16 protein-coding genes are annotated in these 20,354 nt (G+C 63.6%); 2 read left to right on the top strand and 14 right to left on the bottom strand.

From position 1 onward, the window contains the following. Positions 1-16 precede the first annotated feature (16 nt). A complete protein-coding gene (locus tag N825_RS11555) occupies positions 17-319 on the bottom strand; it encodes a 4a-hydroxytetrahydrobiopterin dehydratase (protein WP_037451334.1) in 303 nt (100 codons plus the stop codon). A 50-nt stretch (positions 320-369) separates the two neighbouring features. Here N825_RS11555 and N825_RS11550 point away from each other — a divergent pair, with 50 nt between their 5' ends. After that, positions 370-771: a metallopeptidase family protein gene (locus tag N825_RS11550; protein ID WP_037451331.1), complete on the top strand. Its 402-nt coding sequence runs from the start codon at positions 370-372 to the stop codon at positions 769-771. 38 nt (positions 772-809) lie between these two features. Here N825_RS11550 and N825_RS11545 read toward each other — a convergent pair whose 3' ends face one another. The 8 genes from N825_RS11545 to N825_RS11520 all read right to left on the bottom strand — a co-directional run bounded on the left by N825_RS11545 (position 810) and on the right by N825_RS11520 (position 9,071). Next, on the bottom strand, positions 810-1,646 hold the full coding sequence (locus tag N825_RS11545; protein ID WP_037451328.1) for a transglutaminase-like domain-containing protein: 837 nt from the start codon (positions 1,644-1,646) through the stop codon (positions 810-812). 117 nt (positions 1,647-1,763) lie between these two features. Then, the gene (locus N825_RS39740) at positions 1,764-2,339 is read right to left on the bottom strand and encodes a hypothetical protein (protein ID WP_084164652.1); all 576 of its coding nucleotides are present in this window, start codon (positions 2,337-2,339) and stop codon (positions 1,764-1,766) included. Between the two features lie 173 nt (positions 2,340-2,512). Continuing rightward, positions 2,513-3,913, bottom strand: coding sequence for a sensor histidine kinase (locus N825_RS36435; protein ID WP_051512067.1), 1,401 nt, complete (start codon positions 3,911-3,913; stop codon positions 2,513-2,515). Between the two features lie 105 nt (positions 3,914-4,018). Further along, entirely contained in the window at positions 4,019-5,005 is a 987-nt protein-coding gene (locus N825_RS11530; RefSeq protein ID WP_037451324.1) for a CorA family divalent cation transporter, read from the bottom strand. Positions 5,006-5,117: 112 nt separating this feature from the next. Then, the gene (locus tag N825_RS11525; RefSeq protein ID WP_037451321.1) at positions 5,118-5,504 is read right to left on the bottom strand and encodes an HVO_A0114 family putative DNA-binding protein; all 387 of its coding nucleotides are present in this window, start codon (positions 5,502-5,504) and stop codon (positions 5,118-5,120) included. Then, positions 5,501-5,782, bottom strand: a complete 282-nt coding sequence (locus tag N825_RS38845) for a toxin-antitoxin system TumE family protein (protein ID WP_157619124.1) — start codon at positions 5,780-5,782, stop codon at positions 5,501-5,503. The genes N825_RS11525 and N825_RS38845 overlap by 4 nt, the downstream gene beginning before the upstream one ends. A 296-nt stretch (positions 5,783-6,078) precedes the next feature. Continuing rightward, on the bottom strand, positions 6,079-6,204 hold the full coding sequence (locus N825_RS38840) for a lipoprotein (RefSeq protein ID WP_157619123.1): 126 nt from the start codon (positions 6,202-6,204) through the stop codon (positions 6,079-6,081). A gap of 2 nt (positions 6,205-6,206) precedes the next feature. Beyond that, complete coding sequence (locus tag N825_RS11520; RefSeq protein ID WP_084164651.1) at positions 6,207-9,071, bottom strand: [protein-PII] uridylyltransferase; 2,865 nt, start codon at positions 9,069-9,071, stop codon at positions 6,207-6,209. Positions 9,072-9,330: 259 nt separating this feature from the next. Here N825_RS11520 and N825_RS11515 point away from each other — a divergent pair, with 259 nt between their 5' ends. Next, positions 9,331-9,594 carry a hypothetical protein gene (locus N825_RS11515; protein ID WP_037451318.1) on the top strand — a complete coding sequence of 88 codons (264 nt, stop codon included), beginning with the start codon at positions 9,331-9,333 and terminating at the stop codon, positions 9,592-9,594. A 120-nt stretch (positions 9,595-9,714) separates the two neighbouring features. Here N825_RS11515 and N825_RS11510 read toward each other — a convergent pair whose 3' ends face one another. The 5 genes from N825_RS11510 to N825_RS11490 all read right to left on the bottom strand — a co-directional run bounded on the left by N825_RS11510 (position 9,715) and on the right by N825_RS11490 (position 20,052). Then, positions 9,715-10,761, bottom strand: coding sequence for a methyl-accepting chemotaxis protein (locus N825_RS11510; RefSeq protein ID WP_245613083.1), 1,047 nt, complete (start codon positions 10,759-10,761; stop codon positions 9,715-9,717). A 360-nt stretch (positions 10,762-11,121) separates the two neighbouring features. Next, positions 11,122-11,694 carry a hypothetical protein gene (locus tag N825_RS36430; RefSeq protein ID WP_051512062.1) on the bottom strand — a complete coding sequence of 191 codons (573 nt, stop codon included), beginning with the start codon at positions 11,692-11,694 and terminating at the stop codon, positions 11,122-11,124. 206 nt (positions 11,695-11,900) lie between these two features. After that, positions 11,901-14,696, bottom strand: coding sequence for an ATP-binding protein (locus N825_RS11500; protein ID WP_037451315.1), 2,796 nt, complete (start codon positions 14,694-14,696; stop codon positions 11,901-11,903). Further along, on the bottom strand, positions 14,693-17,119 hold the full coding sequence (locus tag N825_RS11495) for an SIR2 family protein (RefSeq protein ID WP_037451312.1): 2,427 nt from the start codon (positions 17,117-17,119) through the stop codon (positions 14,693-14,695). The genes N825_RS11500 and N825_RS11495 overlap by 4 nt, the downstream gene beginning before the upstream one ends. Then, the gene (locus tag N825_RS11490; protein WP_037451310.1) at positions 17,116-20,052 is read right to left on the bottom strand and encodes a tetratricopeptide repeat protein; all 2,937 of its coding nucleotides are present in this window, start codon (positions 20,050-20,052) and stop codon (positions 17,116-17,118) included. The genes N825_RS11495 and N825_RS11490 overlap by 4 nt, the downstream gene beginning before the upstream one ends. Between the last annotated feature and the right edge of the window lie 302 nt (positions 20,053-20,354).

The raw sequence follows: 20,354 nt of genomic DNA, 5'->3' as shown, positions 1-20,354 counted from the left end.
CCCGATCACCTCCGGGTCACCTGTCGTGTTCGGGCGCGATGCCATCCATGTGGTGGGCCAGTTCGATGTCGCGCTCGGACAGGCCCTCCACGTCGTGGGTCGACAGGATCACCTCGACGCGGTTGTAGACGTTGAACCATTCCGGATGATGATCCATCCTCTCGGCTTTCAGCGCCACCCGGCTCATGAAACCCCAGGCGGCGGCGAAATCGGGAAAATGATAGACCTTGCGGATCGCGTCGCGATCCTCCACCTCGGACCAGCCGTGAAGTTCCGCGAGGGCCGCGTGGCGTCTGGCGCCGACCAGTTTCTCGACCATGGCAAGCCTCCCCTTTCCATCGAATCAGCTCATCCTGAGAGTGCGCCCGAATGAGCAAGCAAATCAATGCCCCCACGATCGCCGACATCGAGGCACTGGCCGACGAGGCGCTCCAGACGATCCCGCCGGAACTGCTGAAATTCGTCGGTGGCGTGGTGATCCATGTCGAGGATTTCCCCGACGAGGAGACCGAGCGGGAGATGGGGCTGGAGAGCCCCTTCGACCTGCTCGGCCTCTACCGGGGCGTCGATCTGGCGCGCAAGAGCGTCACGGCCACGCCCAGCGACCTGGACATGATCTATCTCTACCGCCGCCCGATGCTGGACTACTGGTGCGAGACCGGCGAGGACCTGGCCCATCTGGTCCGCCATGTCCTGATCCACGAGATCGGCCACCATTTCGGCCTGTCGGACGACGACATGGACGCGATCGAGGCGAGCGTGCCGGACTGACTGGCGGATCTGGCCGGCGGATCGGGTCGTCCGCCGGTTCAGCGCTCCGACAGCGAGACCGCCTGCGTCGTCAGGTCGCCCAGGGCGCCGCCGCCCGGCGACGTGATCGAAACCTCCATCTCGCCGGCCGTGGCCTTGCCGAAGAAGGACGAGAACGACACCTCCGCCGCGTCGCGGCCCATGCCGATCCGGACCAGCCCGTCCAGCGCCGCCTTGCGGGTCGCGTCGAACAGGTACCAGCGCCCGCCGAGGAACGCCTCGAAGACGGCGTGGAAATCGGGCGGGTCCAGCCGGTAGGCGTAGGCGCTGACATAGCGCGCCGGGATGTCCATCGCCCGGCACAGGGTGATGCCGAGATGGGCGAAGTCGCGGCAGACTCCGGCATGGTCGATGATGGTGTCCATCGCCGAGGTCGTGCCGTGGGAACTGCCCGGGATGTAGTCGGTGTTGTCGTGGATCCAGTTGCACACGGCGGTCACCCGCTGGTGGCCGGGCGGGAACTCGCCGAACTGGCGGAAGGCGAAGGCGCGCAGCCGGTCGGACTGGCAGAACCGTGATGGGTTGAGGTGCGGCAGCACGTCGAGCGGCAGATCCAGCGGCGCCACTTGGCCGATGCCGGCGGGATCGCCGATCAGCGGATCCAGGTCCACCTCGGCCCGGTACTGGACCAGCAGCTTGCCGGGGGGCGCCACGACCTTGAAGAAGCGGTTGCCGGACTCGCCCATGGTGTAGCGGTCGATCTCGCGCCCGCCCTCCAGCTCCAGATGCTCGTCGAGCAGCACTTGCCGGTCGAACTGCGAAGGCTGCAAGTTGAAGAAGCAGACGGTCTCCTCTTCGATGTCATAACCGAGTTTGCAGCTTACCGAATACTTCATGGCGACCTCCGCGCGACGCGCACCAGTTGGAACGGCATCACAACGCCAGCCGGACCCGCCGGTTCCCTCGCCAAAAGCCGTTAACTCCTATTGCCGGAAACACCCGGAATAGCGCGCTCAAAGATCGCCCAGCACCAGCTGCTTCTGATCACGCTTGAACTTCTCGGCCCCCGATTTCTCGGCCCCTTTTTTCTCGACCGGCGGCTTCTCCGGCTGCTTGGCGGCGACGCGCCGAACCGCCCGGGACGCCTCCGTCAGCTTGGTATCGGCGTCTGCCGGCCTTTTCCTCGCCGCCGCCTTCACCGTCGTCCGTTTTTCGGCCTTCGCCGCCTTCTCCGGCCGGGCCGCTTTGCCGACGCCGCGCGCCGCCCGGTCCAGGGCCTCGTCGCGCGCCCGCGCCTCGGGGGATTGCGGATCGCCGCTCAGCCACTTGCCGCGCTTGATCACCTCGTTGACGCGGCCCTGGTTGACCCCGACCTTGAAGGCGATCTCCTGCTGCGTCATCTTGGTGCGCTCGTGCAGGTCGACGATCTCGCGCGCGAGTTCCGGCGTCATCTTCTTGCCGGTGATCCTGCGGGCTGGGGCGACCGTCCGCTTCGCCCGGTCGCGTTCCTTCAGTTTCTCCAGGATGGCGAGGGCCGGTTCCATGCCCTGCTCCCGCAATGCGTCCTCGAATTCCTTGAGTGTCGTCATGCCAGGCACACTCCCGAGTCATCGACCTTGAATTCGCAATCGAATTCACTGGTGACGGCCGCGCGTGACAGCCGCTCTCCCGGTCGAATATTAGGTGTCTCCGGCTCTATTCAACAAGGGAAAACGGAACAGTTCCGGAACGGCGGCGAATACCGCGTCCTCTTGCCGCGACCTCATGCGGCGATGGGCAGTTCGACCAGCACGGTGGTGCCTTTTCCCAACCCGCTCTCGATCCGCAACTTGCCACCTTGCAGGGTGACCAGGGCGTCGACGATCGGCAGTCCCAATCCCGTCCCCTGGGCGGAACTGGAGTAGATGTTGAACGATTGCTCGAACGGCCGCAAAAGGCGCGGGATCTCCACCGGATCCATGCCAATCCCGTCGTCGCGCACGATGAAGCCGACGCGGTCGCGGCCGACTTCGGCGATCCGCAGGCTGACCACGCCGCCGGGGCGGGTGAACTTGACGGCGTTGGACAGCAGGTTCAGCAGGATCTGCCGCAGCGCCTGTGGGTCGGCCATGCAGAGCGGCGGCTTTGGGGTGGGGTCCTGGGTCAGCGTGATGCGCTTGGCGTGGGCGGCGTGCCCGATGATCCTCAGCATCTCCTCCGCGATCGGCATCGGGTCGACCGGCGTCACGGCGACCTCCAGCTTGCCGGCGGTCGCCTTGGAGATGTCCAGGATCGAGTTGATCAGGCCGAGCAGGTGGCTGCCGGACGCGTGGATGTCGCCCGCGTATTCCAGATAGCGCGGATGGCCGAGCGGGCCGAGGATCTGGCTGCGCTGCATGTCGCTGAACCCCAGGATCGCGTTCAGCGGCGTGCGCAGCTCATGGCTCATCATGGCGAGGAACTGCTCCTTCGCGCTGCTGGCGTCCTCCGACCGGTTGAGCGCCTCCTCCAGCTGGATGCCGCGGCGGACGAGGTCCCGATTCAAGCGTTGCATCGCCATCATCAGCAGGCAGAACACCAGCAGGATGCTGCTCAGGATCGATACCAGGAAATGGATGGCGTGGGTGGGATAGCGTCCCATGTGATCGGCCACCGGCGGCTCGATCAGGGTCGAGACCGCCCGGGCGGCCAGCGTCACGCCCACGATCGCGAACAGGCAGGCGGCGCTGAGCGCCGTCGTCCGCATGTTCGGTCCGGCCACCCGCAGCAGCTCGCGCGCGGTCAGGAAGCAGGCGGCGGACAGTACCACGGCCAGCGCCACGATCCTGACGGGGACATCGTTGGTCACGATGGTGAACCAGCCCTGGAACAGCACCATCGCCGCCACGGCCCCAAGGACGGCGGGCCATCGGGTCGGCATTCCGCCGAACTCCCGGACGCCATTATGGAAGAAGCCGAAGCACAGGACCATCAGACCATTGGAGAGCAGGATCGCCGGAACCTCCGGAAGCACCACCCGCGCCGTCGAGATCAGCGTGCTGACGCCCAGCAGGATCGTCGCGATGGTCCAGCAGCGCAGCCCCGGCAGGTTGCGGTGCGACAACCAGAACACCAGCATCAAACCGCCCAGGGCCACCGAAACCAGGCAGTGGACGAGCACCAGGGTGAAGACGTCGATATGCATCGGGATGGGCTTTCTCGGACCTGATCCGTGATAGCCCAACAGGAATTAATTTCATATGGACGCAAAAGACCTTGGCCCGACATTCGCCTGACGAACGCCGCCTCTTCAGAAGAGATGCTTGACCTTGAGCAGCAGCAGCGTCGCGACCGCCGAGACGATCATCAGCACGATCACCCAGAAGAACGCATGGATGTCATGGGTGCCGGGCAGCCCCGCGACGTTCATGCCGAAGATGCCGGTCACCAGCGTCATGGGCAGGAAGATCAGCGTCACGATCGACAGGCGGAACAGGTTCCGGTTGCCTTCCTCCGCCAGTTTGGCCGTCAGCTCGTCCTGCAGCACCTTGGCGCGGTCCTCGGCGGCGCCCAGGTCCTCCGCGACGGAGGAGAAGCGATCGACAGCCTCGCGCAGGTCATAGGCGTCGTCCGACGACCACCAGGTCGGCGGCAGGCTGAGCAGCCGCGCCAGCGCCTGGCGCTGGGGCAGCAGCTGGCGGCGCAAGCTGACCGCCTGCCGGCGCAAGGCGCCAAGCTGGCTGCGCAGGTCGGCGGAGGTTCCGGCCAGCAGCGCGTCCTCGATCTTGTCCAGATCGTCGGCCATGCCCTCGATCACCTTTTGGAAGCTCTCCGCCAGATGATCGATCAGCGCCCCGATCAGCTCGCCGGTGCTGACCGGCTGGAAGCCGTCGCGGATGTCCAGCCGCAGCCGGTCCACCGCCCGAAGCGCGTGGTTGCGCGACGTGATCAGCATGTTGCGGGTGAACCAGACATGCAGCGTTCCGATGTCGCCGGACTGGCCGGAGAAATCATGCTGGACGTCGCTCAGCGTCCCGATCAGCCCATCCTCGCACCGCTCGAACCGGGGGCGGACGTCGTCGATCGAGACCAGCACCTCGCGCGCGATCTCCGGCAGGTGGGAACGCTCCGTGATCCAGGTCCGCATCGGCCAGACCGCGATGTTGACATGGGCCCAGATGAAGCCGTCCGGCTGCCGCAGCAGATCCGCCAGCACCGGCAGCGTCAGTTCCCTGGCCGCGCCATCCTTGCCGAAGCGATAGGCGCAGATCAGTCCACTGGCGAGGGTATCTGTCATGGCACACGCGCCGCGTCGGAGGAGGGGGAGCGGAGCGCCGAAGCGCGCCGACTTATAACCGCGGCGGCGGCAAAGAGCAATCCGGCTGGGTGCCGCGCCGGAGCGCGCGCCTTCACGCGGCTTGGGACAGGGTCAGCGTCAGGTCGAGCTTGACGTGTGAGTAGGGAACGAGAGGCCGGATCACCCCGCTCGCCTCTTTCCTCAATTCCACCAAGCCATACCGTTCCATGGTATGAAGCGTTCTGGATAAATTGCCCATCTTGCGCCCTGATAAGGTGGCGAGATGGGTCATTGACTCCGGTTTCGCCTGTGAGATCAACTCGAGCAGCAGCTTGTTCTTACTTGATAAGACTTGAGCCAGGGATTCGATGGAATTGAACCATATCTTTGGGTCATCTGGCTTCACCTTCAATTCGCCACGCACTATCGCGAGTGTCCGAGCCTGTATCTCCTCGCGCGAGGCAATGCCAATATTCAAAACCTTGCTTCCCATATTCATGGTATACCCTCCGCCTTGAGAATCTTATTCACATCGTCCCAGAAATTTTTCAGTAAAGACTGAGCATCTACGTAATCATATGAAGTTACTCTTTCTCCATGATGTTGATGATCCGCTTTCATTGTCAAAATCTTCCTGGATGAATTCCCTGTCCATATGGAATGAGCATTGTCATAGCCCATGACGCGGTCACCAGTCGGTCGATGCAAAGTCAGACTATAGTTGACCCCATGTGGTCGGCGTTGGTCGGCTGGAACTGCCTGGGCGATGATTTTCACCCAGTATCCTCCGCCCATTTCGAATATCTACCCGTGGAGATCCAACAAGCCTTCCAGGCCCGCATCATGCTCGTCCCATGGTTATCATCTGATGATAACTTATCTCGGTTTTCAGTCACAGTGAATTTCCGATGGCTAAGCCTCCGCGCCTGACAACACATCGGCGCCAATATGGGCATGCATACCAGTGTCCGGACAATTTCCGGCCAACGAATTGATAAATATAATTAAATTATACCTATTCCGAAGCCGGGGCGACCTCCAGCATGCTCGCTTGCCTTGGGAAACTCCCACCCTCAGAACGGGATGCCCACCTTCCAGCGGGTCTGGCTGGCGCTGCCGCCCTTGACGCCGACGTCGATGGGCGTGGCGCAGGCCGCCAAGAACACGGCGGCGACAGCGGCCAGAATCGCCCGCCGCACCCTCACTCCGCCGCCGACTCGCTCGGGGTCTTGCGGCGGGGCGCCGTCGTCTTCCTGCGTTTGGACAGCGCCCGGCTGCGCTCGGCGGCGGAGAAGTTGCCGCTGTCGGCCTGGGCCTCGGCGATGGGGTCGCTCAGCGCCGTCAGGACCTTCTCGCGGATCTGCGCAAGCTTGCTCTCGTGCGTGATCTTCAGGCCAAACACGTCCTTGACATAGAACACGTCGATCGCCTTCTCGCCATAGGTCGAGACCTTGGCCGACGAGATCTGCAGGCTGAGATTGGTCAGCGCCCGCGTCACGTCGTACAGCAGGCCCGGCCGATCACGGCCGTTCAGCTCGATCACCGTATGGGTTGTACTGGCCTTGTTGTCGATCAACACCCGCGGCGGCACCTTGAACACCCGCGTCCGGTTGGTCAGCGTCGGCTTGCGCTTCGCCAGTTCCTGGAGCGGGCGGAGCTGGCCCGACAGCGTGCGCTCGATCATGACCGCCATCTTGGCGAGCTTGTCGCCGCTGTCGAACGGCCCGCCGGCGGCGTCCTGCACCGAGAACACGTCCACCGCCATGCCGTTGGTCATGGTGAAGATCTTGGCGTCCACGATGGTCGCCCCAGCCAGCGCGAAGGCTCCGGCCAGCCGCGAGAACAGGCCGGGATGGTCGTGGGTGTGGATCGTCACCTCCGTCACCGCGCGCGCCCGGTCGATCCGGGTGTCCACCGTCAGCGGCGCCCCTTGCCGCTCGGCGTTGCGCATCAGGCGGGCGTGGTGGGCGTGGGTCTCCGGGTCGAAGCTCAGCCAATACGCCGGATAGCCATGGGACAGGTGGTTCTCGATCTCCGGCTCGGCCCAGTCGGTCAGCAGCCCCCGCAGCGCGGTCTGGGCGGCGCTGACCCGGCGCTCGCGCCGCAGCGCGCTGACCACGCCGGACATCTGGTCCTCGGCGCGGTGATAGAGTTCCGCCAGCAGCGTCGACTTCCAGGCGTTCCAGCGGCCGGGTCCGACGGCGCGGATGTCGGCGGTGGTCAGCACCAGCAGCAGGCGCAGGCGTTCCGGTGACTGGACCAGCTCGACGAAGTCGCGGATGGTCTTATCGTCCTCCAGATCGCGCTTGAAGGCGGCGTCGGACATGTTGAGGTGCCAGCGGACCAGCCAGACGACCGTCTCGGTCTCCTCGGCGGTCAGGCCCAGCCGCGGGCACAGCTTCTCCGCCACCTTGGCGCCCAGCACGCTATGGTCGCCGCCGCGCCCCTTGGCGATGTCGTGCAGCAGCATCGCGACGTAGAGCGCCCGGCGCGACACCAGCTTGTGGATCACCTCGCTGGCCAGCGGCAGCTCGCCCTTCAGCGCGCCGCTCTCGATGTCGTTGAGGATGCCGAGCGCGAACAGCGTGTGCTCGTCCACGGTGAACACATGGTACATGTCGTACTGCATCTGGGCGACGATCCGCCCGAAATCCGGCACGAAGCGGCCCAGCACGCCGGCCTCGTTCATCCGGCGCAACGGCACCTCGGGATCCTTCCGCGAGGTCAGCATCTCCAGGAACAGGCGGTTCGCCTCCGGGTCGGCCCGCAGCTTGGGGCCGACCACGCCCAGCGCGCGGGTCAGCGCCCGCAGCGCGTTGGGGTGGATGTCCAGTCCGTTGACCTGCGCCACGTGGAACAGCCGGATCGTGTCGACCGGGTTGTCCTTGAACTGCCTGTCATAGCGGACGTTCAGCCGCTCGCCGTCCAGCAGGAACCCTTCGACGTCCTTCCGGGTCAGCGCCAGCCGCCGCAGGCTGAAGCGCGGCTGGCGCTTGGCCTCCGCCTCCAGGTTGGCGCAGAAGATCCGGGTCAGGTCGCCGACATCCTTGGCGATCAGGAAGTAGTGCTTCATGAAGCGCTCGACCCCGATCAGCCCGGCGTGGTCGACATAGCCCAGCCGACGGCTGATGTCGGCCTGCACGTCGAAGGTCAGGCGGTCCTCGCCCCGGCCGGCCAGATAGTGCAGGTGGCAGCGCACCGTCAGCAGGAAGTCCTGCGCCTTGGCGAACTTCGCGACCTCCTCCTCCAGCAGGACGCCCTTCTCCAGCAGCTCGGAGACCCGGTCCACCTGGTAATAATATTTGGCGATCCAGAACAGCGTCTGGAGATCGCGGAGGCCCCCCTTGCCCTCCTTGATGTTGGGCTCCAGCACATAGCGGCTGTCGCCCAGGCGGGTGTGGCGGGTGTCGCGCTCGTCCAGCTTGGCCTCAATGAAGGCGGTGCCGGTGCCGGTCACGATATCCTTGGTGAAACGGCGGCGCAGCTCGTTGTACAGCTTCTCCTCGCCGTGCAGGAACCGCGACTCGAGCAGGCTGGTGCGGATCGTCACGTCGGCCTTGGCTTGCCGGATGCACTCGTCCACCGACCGGACGGCGTGCCCGACCTTCAGCCCCAGATCCCACAGGATATAGAGCATGTATTCGAACACCTGCTCGACCCGCGGCGTCTTCTTGTAGGGCAGCATGAACAGCAGGTCGACATCCGAGAACGGCGCCATTTCGCCCCGGCCATAGCCGCCGATCGCGACGATCGCGAAATGCTCGCCCGACGTCGGGTTGGCGACGGGAAAGATGCTGCCGGCCGCGTGCTCGGCCAGCGACCGGATGACCTGGTCCATCAGATAGGCGTTCTGGCGGACGCAGTCGGTGCCGCCCCCGCCCGCCTCCAGCCGGCGCCTGACCTCGGCGCGGCCCTCCTCCAGCGCTTGGCGCAGCGCCGCCAGCACGTGCGGCCGCAGGGCGGGCCCGGTTCCGTGCTTTTCGACCAGCGAGGCCAGTTCGGCGCCCAGGCGGCGTTTGGACACGATGGCCCGGCGATCGGGAATGGTTTCGGCTAAGGTCAGCATCTTCGTTCAACGCGCTCGCGGTCTGGACGGCACCGTCCGACCGGCTCGCTCCGGCGGGACCACACCCTATTCACCCAGCATATGGGTTCACCCTTAATATGGATGATAGCGAAAAGATTTTGATACCGCACGGCCGGCGACACCGCCCCGAGCCGAGGGGCGCCGGGGAGGTTCGGGCCAATCGGTGATCCATCCGTCATCTATTTGGTGGCATACTCGAAAACGGGTGGGTGACTGAACATCGGCATCAGGTAAGCGAATGAAGAAGAACGCGACGCATTTCATGGTCGAGCGGGTTTCGCCGGCGAGTCTGGCGGGAGACGTCCGGGACAACCGTTCCTCCGTTCCAACCCCTGATCCCGCCGAACTCCTCGCCGAGGCTCGGTCGAAGGCGTTGGCATGGGTCGCGCGCGGTATGCCGGAGCAAGAGATCGAATATGACCCGCTCGCGCCTAGACTAACGGACAAGCAATTGGCGCAATTCGAGCCGGTCGAAGTCAGCTTCAAGCAGGAACGACTTTGAGATCGAGGCGAGTCGCCGAATTGGGGTCGGACCCCGATTACTTTCATCCTACCCTCCCTGGAGCGCAGAAGGCTCCCGCCGCCCAGCCGCCCGCTCCGATCGGTTTCGTCCTCGCGCGGGTCAGCGGTCCTGGACGATCACCCCGTACCATCCCAGCCCCTTGTAGGTCTCGTAACCCGGCGTCAGGGCGTAGCCGATCAGTTTTCCCCGCGGGTCGGAGTAATATCCCATGGCGTCGCCGCCGCGCCGCAGCGGCACGCTTTCCGACAGGATGCCGCGTCCGTCCGACGAGGCGATGATCCGGTGCCGGGCGTCGAGCAGCATGCAGCGCGAACGCTCCCGCTCGTTCTCCTCCAGCCGGACGCCCTGGACCACCGCCGCCGCCTGCGGTTCCCAATCGAAGAAGATGCCGAGCGCGCCGATCGGCTCACCCTTGGCGTCTCCGCCCCGGCGGATCGCCGTGGCGTAGGTGGCGACCACCCGGTTGTCGAGTTTTCCATTCGGGGCGACATCGCCCACCGTGAACTCACCGCCGTCGCGGGTGGACATCGCCTGCTGGAACCACGGCTCGCCCGACACGTCGGCGCCAAGGGCGCCGCGATAACGGTCGGGGCGGCCGTTGGCGAGGACCTTGCCATCGCGGTCGGCGATCCACAGGTCGAGATACACCGTATAGGACTCCAGGATCACGCCCAGCCTTTGGGAGGCGTGGGCGATGGACGCCTCGCTCGGCGCCGCGGCGCAATCCACGACGGCGCTGTCGGTCGCCCACCAGCGGACATCGCAGGACCGCTCGTACAGGTTCCGGTCGATGATCTCGATCATGTTGAGCGACAGGTCGGCCAGCCGCTTGCCATGCATCTCCCGCACCATCGTGCTGCCGGTGGTGGTCAGGTGATCGACGCGGGCGACGATTTCCGACCGCAGTTCCCGGGTGATGCTGTTGACCTGGATCGAAATCTCCGACACCTCGTTCGCCACGATGGCGAAGCCCCGCCCGGCATCCCCCGCGCGAGCCGCCTCGATCCGCGCGTTCATCGCCAGCATCTTGGTGCGCCGCGTGATGTCCTCGATCAGGGACACCTTCTTCGACGCCACATCCAGCACGCCACGCGACAGTTCGAATAGGTTTGTGCCCTCGATGGTCATGGCGTCGTCCCTGTTCATGATGGTATCGGTTGCAAACCAACCATCAAGAACCATGCCAAGTGTTACGGCTCCGCCACACACCATCGAATCCGGCCATTTTCCGCGCGGCGGATGATCGCTCCGATGGATTGCCGATCGAGGCCACGGTTTCATCGTCGTTGCAATGCCGAAACAACAAGCAACTGGCATCGCGACGGCCAATGATGCCTGAACAGCGTGTCCATGATTCAGGCACAAGGCCTGGCGAGATTATGAACTTGTAATAAAATTTCTCAAAATGAGCATAAAAAGACCAAAAATCCCCGGTATCTCCGCCCAAAGCTGTTTGGCCTTGCCCAATCGCGTGGCGAAAGCCGTGAATCAGCCTCCGCCGCTCGCTCAGTCCTGCAACCACTTCGCCATCTTGGGGAATTGTGGGAGACCGTCGGCGCCGAGCGGTTCGAAGATCCCAGTGCCGCCGGTCATGCCAACCTGTGCAAGCGCCATGATGCCGAAATGCGTGCCGCTTTCCACCCAGGCCGCCATGGGGTGTGGTCTGATGTCGGAGTGGAATTTGTAACTGCCGGGAAAGAAGACGCATTCCGGCGGAAGACCCAGTTCCCTCAAGGCGGCGTAGGACCAGGCCTGGGCCATGAACTCGCTCATCTTGATCGACGTCTGCAGCTTGAAATCCTCCGCCGCGCCCGGATCGCTGGCGGTCACCGCGTCAAGCGAATCGATGACGTCGTTGCCCAGCATCGCGCGCCAGCGGGACGGCACGGTGACGATGTGTCCAGCCTCGTGCAGGACATCGCCCGAGCCCGCCAGCCGGTCCGGATCGATCAGCATCGCACCGTCCACGATCTGGATGCCGGGCAGGAACCCATCCTGTCCGAACGGGCCAGCCTTGAACGGCATTCCGATGCGGTCGAGGAAGTCCAGGATCAGCGGCAGGCACTCTGGGTGATACATGGCTATGACGGACCTGAGGGTTGGCGGCAGGGCGGAATTCGCGCCGTCCGGGCTAACGGGGAGCGGCGGGTTGGTTATACACCTTATGGCCTAGGCCATTCCATCGGTCTTGGTGAAATCCCCGTCGAAAGAGCGCTAATCGGGGACAGACCCCGGTTTCCCTCCCCGCGATCTGCCGAAGCTTCTCCCGCCAAAGCACGTCGTCACTATCGCGGACTTCGCAGCACGTCCTCGGCCTTCTGCCGTTCATGCGTCGTGGCGCAGGGCGCCGGAGGATCTTCGCTTTCGATGTCGCGATTGTCGGAGGGCTTCGCTCCAAGCGGCATCAGCCAGGGCAAATGATAGATCCGCGCCGGAAGCTCGTTCTGGAACCGGGCGAGGTCGTCCTCGCCATGGAAGAGGAACAGGAGCTGCCATCCTTGCGGCAGCAGGCGTACCAGCTTTCCGATCCCGCGGGCGAGAACCGTCACGGTCTGCTCGTCCATGTTCTGCAAGGGGTCGTCGAGGACCAGCAGGCGGTATGGATTATTGGCGCCGGGAGCGCACAGCAGGAAGAGGGCGACGGTGAACAGGTTCAATTCCGCCGTGTTCAGCCGCAGGTGCGCGTCATCCTCGCCCGCTTGGCTGAGACTCAGGCTCTGCGTACCCTTCTGCCCCGACCGGCGCTTGAGCCCAAGCGCCGAATATCCCCAGCGGGCCGGCGTGAACAGCGTCAGCAACTCGTCCAAGGCGTGGCTCAGCAGCGGCGTTTGCCCATCCGCCGAGTCCACCTCCGGCAACACCTTGTTCAGAAAACTCCTTTCCACGTTCTCCTGGGCATGGGACAGGTCCTCGATGGTTCGCCGCAGGTTGCCGAACCTCGTTAGCACGTCGGCCGGAAGCCCGCGGCCGGACCGCCCTGGATCGGGGTACCGCGACAGGCTGGACAGGGGCGCTTTCAGAGCGTCCAGTTCCCGCCGGATCACGTCGGCCCATCCCGGTTCGCCGATCGCGAAGGTGCCGCACCGCCGCCTCTCGCCCATCCGCAAAGCCTGTGCGATGGTTTGCCCCAGCGGCACTTCCGGCTTCGCCATCCCGTCGATGCCGATCATCTCCGTCTCGCCGTGCGACAGCCAGTCGCCGACCTTGTCCAGCGCTTCGCACTCGGCATCCGTCAAAGTTGGGGGCGGCAGGATGTCAGCGGTAAGGGCCGCCATCGGGGCGGCGGTCGGCAACAGCTGCTCATACTCATCGATCCGCCGCGACCATTGCTCCTCCTGGTCATGCAACTCGCCGATGAGGGCCGATCCACCCCTCTCACCGGCGATAACGGCGAGGCCGATGCCGGGTGCGGGAAAGCGCCATCCGTTTCGCCGGGCATGCTCCAACGCCTCCAGCACCTCGCGCTGGCGCCGGGCAAGATCCTTGAAGGCGAGGGCATTGAGCCAGTGGTTCAGCGACGATGCCGGATCGGCGGTCGCCTGACGGGGAACTGGCGTCCAATCGTCGAACGCTTTTCTTTCAAGAGCGTTTCGGGCGGTATTCAGATCCCTGAGGATTTCACTGGCGGTCGGCATGAAGGTGCGCAAGGGACCCTCAAGCTCCCGCAGCGCTTCCGCGAACGCCTCTTCGGACAAGCCGCCGATGGCCAGCCGCTTGACGGGATCGGCGAAGGCCGGTTCGATCCGGGTCAGGATCATCAGGTCGTCGAGCGGGACAGGCAGGCAAAGCCCCGCCCCTGCGACATCCCGGCAATCGAACAAGGAGCCCGCCATCCAGGCCAAGGACTTCGAAAGGTCGCTGGCCGCGGGCAATTCGGCGGGCTTTTCCATCAAATCCAGAAGCCGCATGGTTGAAATGGCGGGAAGCTCCTGCCAAGCAACCTCCGCTTTCATCCGCGCTTCCTCCAAGGTCGTGATCGCCTTATTATCGCCTGGGAAGAAACAGGAAAGGAAATAGGTCGCCCTTTCCTTGTCATCGCGGATGGCCAGCTTGTTCATGGCTTCTTGATCAAGGCGGAAGGCGCCGGCCTTGGTCCCCGCCAACAGTGGGTCTTCACTATCGCGGCTGCTGAAAGTACGGATGTCTGGGTCGCGATTTCCCTCCACATTCATCTTGATCTCAAGGGTTGCCGCCCGCCGGTCCCCGCATTTTTCAACACCTTCCCCAGCCTTGTTCGTCTGGTTGGACGCTGGCGGCCGGTGATCGACGGCGTCGGCGTATGTTCCTTGCTCGAGCCCTTTTTCGTTACCCACCAGAGCGAATTCCAGAGCCTCGACAAGGGACGATTTGCCCGCACCATTGCCACCATGCACAAGATGGATACAGGTTTCGATCCGGCCCGCCGAGTCCACCGGATGGTGGAAAGTCAACGTGCGTTCTCCGGGAAGCCGCCAATCCGTCAGTTTCAGCGACAAGATATTCTTCCGCGGCGACAGGTCCGTGGTTTCGCGCGATGCCGGCTCCGCGAACCATTTTCGCGTATTCGTCAGCAGCCAGCAGAAGGCGCGCCTCACCTCCGCCTCTTCGTCATGTCCTGGTCGCTCCCACTCGCCGAACCGTAGAAGGCTGACCCCGAAACCGTGCATGTGCGATGCGTTTTGGCGGATCCTCACCAGTGTCTCGCCGACATGCTCTCGCAGGGCTGGTTCCGCGGGCGGAAGAACAAGCACGAGTTCCACGGTCAGCGGCAGCGGTCTTTTCCTTGCCGTTCTTCCATGCTGCCGGCCCAGTACCAGATGGCGGGTGAAGGCGGCGTGCTCGATCAACCGGCGAATCTGGTTTCTGGTCATCGTCGGGGTAATCTGGTGGACCAGCCCCAATGTCCCCAGACAAGGGTCCAAGACCAGCAGGTCGGCCTGATGGTCGAAATGCCCGCCGATGACCACCTTGGCGCCTACCAGCGAAACCGGACCGTCCGCTTTGCGAAGTTCCTCCAGGGTCCCTACCGATCCCACCGAATGGGTGGTTTTCAGGACCTCCGCGAGACGCTTGATGGTGTTCGTCGTCCCGGTATCGCTCATGACCGGCCACCTTCCGCCTTGAACAGGTACTCGGGCTTCACCGCTTCGGATAACTTCTCGTACCAATCCTTGCCGGCGGCTGGCACATCTTTACCATCGCTGTCCGCGCCGCTTGCCCAAGCCCAGAGTGATTCGGCATCCGGCGTCAAGTCGTCTCCCTCCACCCTGCTCCACGGCAGGCGGTCAAGGGTCAGGTTCCAGGTGATGCGGCGCCGGGGCAGCCCATCGTTCTCCACCGTGGCGGAAACCGGCTCGTCCAGTTCCCGGTGGCGTATCACAATGCGCACCGGGGAGACGCAGTCCTCGTCGAGCGACAGGTCCACGACCGGAAAGTTGCCCGGACAGGTTTCGATCCAGGGACCGGGAGGATGCCAGTGCCGCGGGTCGCGCCAGTCACCAGCGTTATTGGAAATCAGATGGGTGGCGATACGGCGCAGAGCCAGTTCGACCACGACGCCCCAAGCGGTCCAGCCGAAATTCTCCCCGGCGGCGAAGTACCAGGGAGTTCCGCGCAGGGGTTTGATTTCTTGGGTGCCCACATATCCCTTGCGCAACCGAAGCTCAGCCAGCGCGAATTCACGCAGCAGCCGAGGATGGAAATGCACGGTCCAGCCGGTCACCCGTTCCAGGGCGATACGGGCCCGCTCGGCGGCGGACCTGATCGCGTCGCCGTCCTCTACGCGTGCGAGCGTGGTCTCCTTCACGGACTTGCGCTCCGCCTCGCACAGTTTGTCGAAGGACTCGATTATCCGCCGTACCGCCCCGCTTTCCACACCGCCTTCCTTCATCAGCAGGGTGGCGATGCCGCGCAACTCGCTTTCCAGAGCCTGCCGCTGGCGAAGCCGGTAGACCCGGTGGACCAGCCACGACAGCACTTCATCCAAATTCGGAAAACGGCGGTGGTCGTCATCCCTATAAAAGAACTCGAGATAGTTCGGATGCTCCGTTAGCGACACGCGGTTCACGCCGATCGCTTGGCTGGCCGATCGCAGCACTTCCAGCGCGTGGAATTCACGGCTCCGCGCGCTGGCTAGAAAGAAGGCGGGGGCATCCTCCTGCCGGCGCTTGCTCGTTTCCGCGAAGGCGTGGTGCTTGAAGCGGCTCGCCATTTCCTCGTAGACGGTGCGGAACGTGTCGTGCAGAACCGGGTCGGCGGTACTGTAGCCGCAGAAAACCATCGTGCGGGTACGCAGGAGCGTCAGGAGAAGGTCGCGCGACCAGGAATCCTGCCGCCAGTTCTGAATCTCGCGAAAAGTGAACACCAGGGATGACAGCACCTCCGCCAGGGTTCCGCTTTCCTCCGAAGGTCCATCGCAGGCGTGGCGGTAGGTTTCGGCACAGCCGTGGATCTTGACGATCGAGGCTGCCTGTTGGCCGCCCTTGAGTGTCGGGGGTGTGTCGGCTGTCTTTTCCTCCGTCGGTGGACCGCCGGAGAATCGGCCCCGGGAGGGGCGGTAATAATATTGGTGTGCCCGTGTGATGCGCTCATAGCTCGGCCAGCGGGTGGGCGGAAAGCAAGGCCGATCCGCTCCCGGCTTCGCGTCCAAATCGGCGTGCCTGCTGGCCGCCGCTTCCCGGACGATCGCCTCTTCCCCGGCGGGGCCGCGGCGCGGCTGGAACCCGGCTAGCCGGTAGGCGCCCTCCAATAACAGGTCGAAATTCGTGGTGATCAGCGTCGGGCACAGTCCTTCGCGCGCCAGCCGGGCCAGCAGATGGTGACGGGGCAGCAACCGTTCGGAATAGCTTTCGATAACGCGGACGAAATCCCGGTTGTCCGGGTCACCGCCCATCACCTCGGGTTGCCTGAAGCCCATGGTGTCGAGGAACAGCGCCTTGCCGCGCGATGGCGAGGTCAATAAGCGGAGACGGTTCAGATCAACCGGCTCCAGGTCCGACGTCTCGTCCTTGCTTTTCAGGAGATCGAGAAAATGTCGATCCGCGGCGGCGAGTTCGGTCTGGATCGTCCGCTTCGCCTGCCCGGTCATGGCTTGACCCAGCATGTGGTCCAACATTTCGCCGTAGGCGTTGCACATCCAGTCATTAAGGACATAATATTCGCGGGCCAAGCCTGAAATGATCTTTTCTCGGGCAAGGCCTTCGTTCTTGACCCAGTCTTTAGGTTCGGACCGCTCTGGGGCTAGCCCGCATTCCTTCATGTGCCTATCCAGGTTGAAGGTCGCTATCAGACCCTTACGCAGGGCTTCCGCGTTGTCGCGGACCTTGTCATCATCCACGAGCCATCGGACTTTGTCTGTCAGCACCTGATGCAGCGCGTAGAAGCGCGCCAGCAGCCGCCCCACCAATCTTTCGGCGCTGTTCTTCTCCGTGTCGTATGAAAAACCAGCACCGACGAAGAACACGACCTCTCCCGCCAGGACGCGATCGGCCAGATCGTCAATCCGGTCGAGCAGGTTTTCTCTCATGCCCGCTCACTCCGCCCCACACGCGGTTTGCCGCGATGGACAGGCACTCCCGGTGCAAGATAGTCTTCGAGTGCCTGGGTCAGCCGGTCCAAAGCCTCTCCATTCACCTTTTCCATCCATCCACGCCATAACGGGTCGGGTTCCACCTGTGAATACTTGGCGGCAAGTTCTTTCAAGATCTCGGCCAACCAGATGTCACGGCGTCGGGTGGGTGGCTTCAGAGTATCCAAAGCGGCTGTCACGTTCCTTGGTTTAGTCAGAGACGCTAGCTCTGCCAGTGGCAGTCGACCATTCAACGCAAGCAGGAACACCAACCGCAGCGGGTCTATGGCGAGGGGTCTGCTCTCATCCACTGGTTCTCTATTCTTGATCAACCACTTAGTCAGCCAACGCACTTCAGGAGCATCGGGAAAACGCAGCTCCTTGAGCCTTTCCACAGCTTCGTGGAGTTCCGACAATGCCTTGATGTTTCCAATGCCGGCTCGACAGGCGGCGACGAGACCTTTCGCAGCCCAAGATTGCCAATGATCAATTCCTAGCCGTTCACGAAGTCCCTCCGAAGCCGTTTTCGCCAGCTTAAACGCGACATCACGCTCACCCCTTTCAAGCATTATGCGGGCGAGGTCGTATTGTGAAACCAGTGTCTCAGGATGCTCAGGACCTAGAAGTTTGCGCCGGCAGTCCAGGACACTTTCCTCCAACCTCTGTGCCGCTATCAATTCACCCTGCGCCATCAGGGACAAAGCTACTCGGTTCATATAAAGAAGAATTTCTGGGTGCTCGTGGCCCATTGTTCTCCGCCCCAGCGCCAGCACCCGCTTATGGAGCGCTTCAGCGCCATCGTGATCGCCCCGCGCTTGGAGCGTCTCGGCCAGATTACTCATGGTACTTAAGGTATCTGGATGCTCAGTTCCCAGCAGTTTCTGGTTGAGCGCCAGCACTCGATTCTGGAGTTCCTCGGCGCCACGGTAGTCACCCCGCGCTTGGAGCGCTTCGGCCAGATTGTTCAAGCTTTGAAGGGTAGTGGGATGCTCGGCCCCCAGCAGCTGTCGACTGAGCGCCAGTTCCTGCATCTGTAGTTCCTCGGCGCCAGCGTGGTTACCCCGCGCTTGCAGCGTCACAGCCAGATTGTTCATGCTATTCAGGGTATGGGGATGCTCGGGGCCAAGCAGGTGTTTCGCCACGTCGAGGCTTCGGCGAAAATCCGCCTCAGCATCCGCATAAGCACCCCGTACATAGTTGAAGCGTCCAAGCCCCAGTAGCAGCGTGCAAGTCGAAGCATCTGATACAACTTCTGTCAGTTTAAGAACATGAGGAATTTCAGGTAAAAGTTGATCGTGTTTGCGGATATCTCTGGCCAGCGACATCCGCTTGACCAGTACCGCCACGGCGGCTTCGCGTAGGTCGAAAGGTGGTTTGTAGCCATGAAAACGCAGGGTGCGGCTCACCAGCAAGTGAACCGACACGGCGCCGGTTTTATCGTGGTCGTCACCGGTGATGTGCTCGGCCAAGGCTTCGCGGGTCACGGCCTCAAGAGCGATTTTAGATTCGACAGCGGCGACGTTGGCATCGCCGGAGAGAAGGGCGAAGATACTTGTCACTAGCGAAATGGGTATCGGTGCAGGTGCCAGCAGGGCTGCCAAATGTAGCAGGCGCATGCCACTATCGACATCCACGCGTTTGATGCTGTCCAGCAGGGTCGTGACGATAGAGGGAGTGTGGCCGGTCGGCGATTCGCCCGCCAGCTTAGCGGCTAGCTCGGTGGCGTCGTGGTCTGGGTCGCGCAGGCGTGCCAGAAAGCCCTCATAGCTCAGCTTCCTCACGGCGGCACGCGCCACGTCAACCGCCAGCGCATGGTTGCCCAACAGCGTCAGGATCTCACCCGCCGCTTGCGCCTCCGCGCCGGGACGCGGAGCGAGGCGGCTGGTCAGAAGTTCCAGCGCCTCATCATCCGACAGCACGCCCAGCCGATAAGGCGTGCCCGAGCCGTCCAGCTGGGTATTGCGGGTCGTTACCAGCGTGGCGCCATTGGCCGTCGGGGCGCTCCAAGCGTTTAGTTCAGCGGCGGTGGCGTCCGGCGGCAGGTCGTCCACGATCCACAAAAAGGCGGGCCGCGCCGCCAGCGCGCCCTTCAGCATTCCCGCGACTTCATCCGGCGCCAAACCAGCCGTGCCAAGCCCCAGACCCCCAGCGATACGCCCGATCTGGCTTCCAAGGTCCTGCCCCTGGACGGCGCTCAGCCAGAAGACGCCACCCGGATAGGCGGCGCCAAAGCGGCGGGCGTATTCCTCCGCCAGCAGGGTCTTGCCGATGCCGCCCATGCCCTGGAGCAGCACCAGCCCAAGGCCGCCGCCGCTGATCATGGGGATCTTGCTTCGGGACAGGCCGGTATGGATCCTCCACATGTCGCCGAAACGCCCAACGAAGTGGTTGGAGCCCGCGCGCGGGTTGCCGCCGTGCCAGGACGGGCCGCGGAGATCCTGGATTTCCCCAAACTCTCCCGTCAGCTCATCCAATCCCGCCGCGATCCGGCGAGCCAAATCATCCGCCCTGCCGGCGCTCACGTCGATGAACTTGCTGGCGAGGACGTCCGCCGGCTGGAGATGCCCAACGCCCGTCTCCGGATTCAGCACCACGACGCGACGCTCCACCGCCCCCCCATCGGGTACTTCGCGCTGGGCCGCAATGATGGCCCTCGTCAGCTCCCATTGACAGGCGCGTTGCGTCGGGTAGGTTTTCGAATACCACGCCACCAGCATGCGCGAGTGGCCGAGCCCGTTCACGATCCGCTCCGTGATCGACCGCGCGCCGGCGATCTCGGTCTCATGGTGGAAGACCTTTAGGCCCCTATCCCTCAGGGCTTTGACGACCGGCGCCGCCGCTTCCCGATCGGCGTGGGCGAGGCTGAAGAAGATATCGTAGCTCTCGCCCATCGTGGTCTTCCGTTTTCAACGAGGATCATCAACTGAAACGCGCACGATAGCGGCTCCCTCGTTCGCGCGCGAGAGAAAATGTCCCCTAAATGTTCTGAAAAACCCGCATCGGCATTGACACACGCGGGAATTCACCTGACACTCCGCGCGCCACACGTGTCCCGTGGCGGCCGAACCGAGGTGCTGGAAACACCCCGATCCGGCCTCACCATAGATGCCCTCTGTAAAGGCTAAACATCCATGGCTAACCAACTCACTACCACAAACGGAGTGCTCGCGCTCCGGTCATTGTTACCCCCGCC

The sequence above is a fragment of the Skermanella stibiiresistens SB22 genome, assembly GCF_000576635.1.
GTDB lineage: Bacteria > Pseudomonadota > Alphaproteobacteria > Azospirillales > Azospirillaceae > Skermanella > Skermanella stibiiresistens.
The sequence above is the reverse complement of the archived record's forward strand: the minus strand, read 5'-3'. Positions and strand labels throughout refer to the sequence as shown.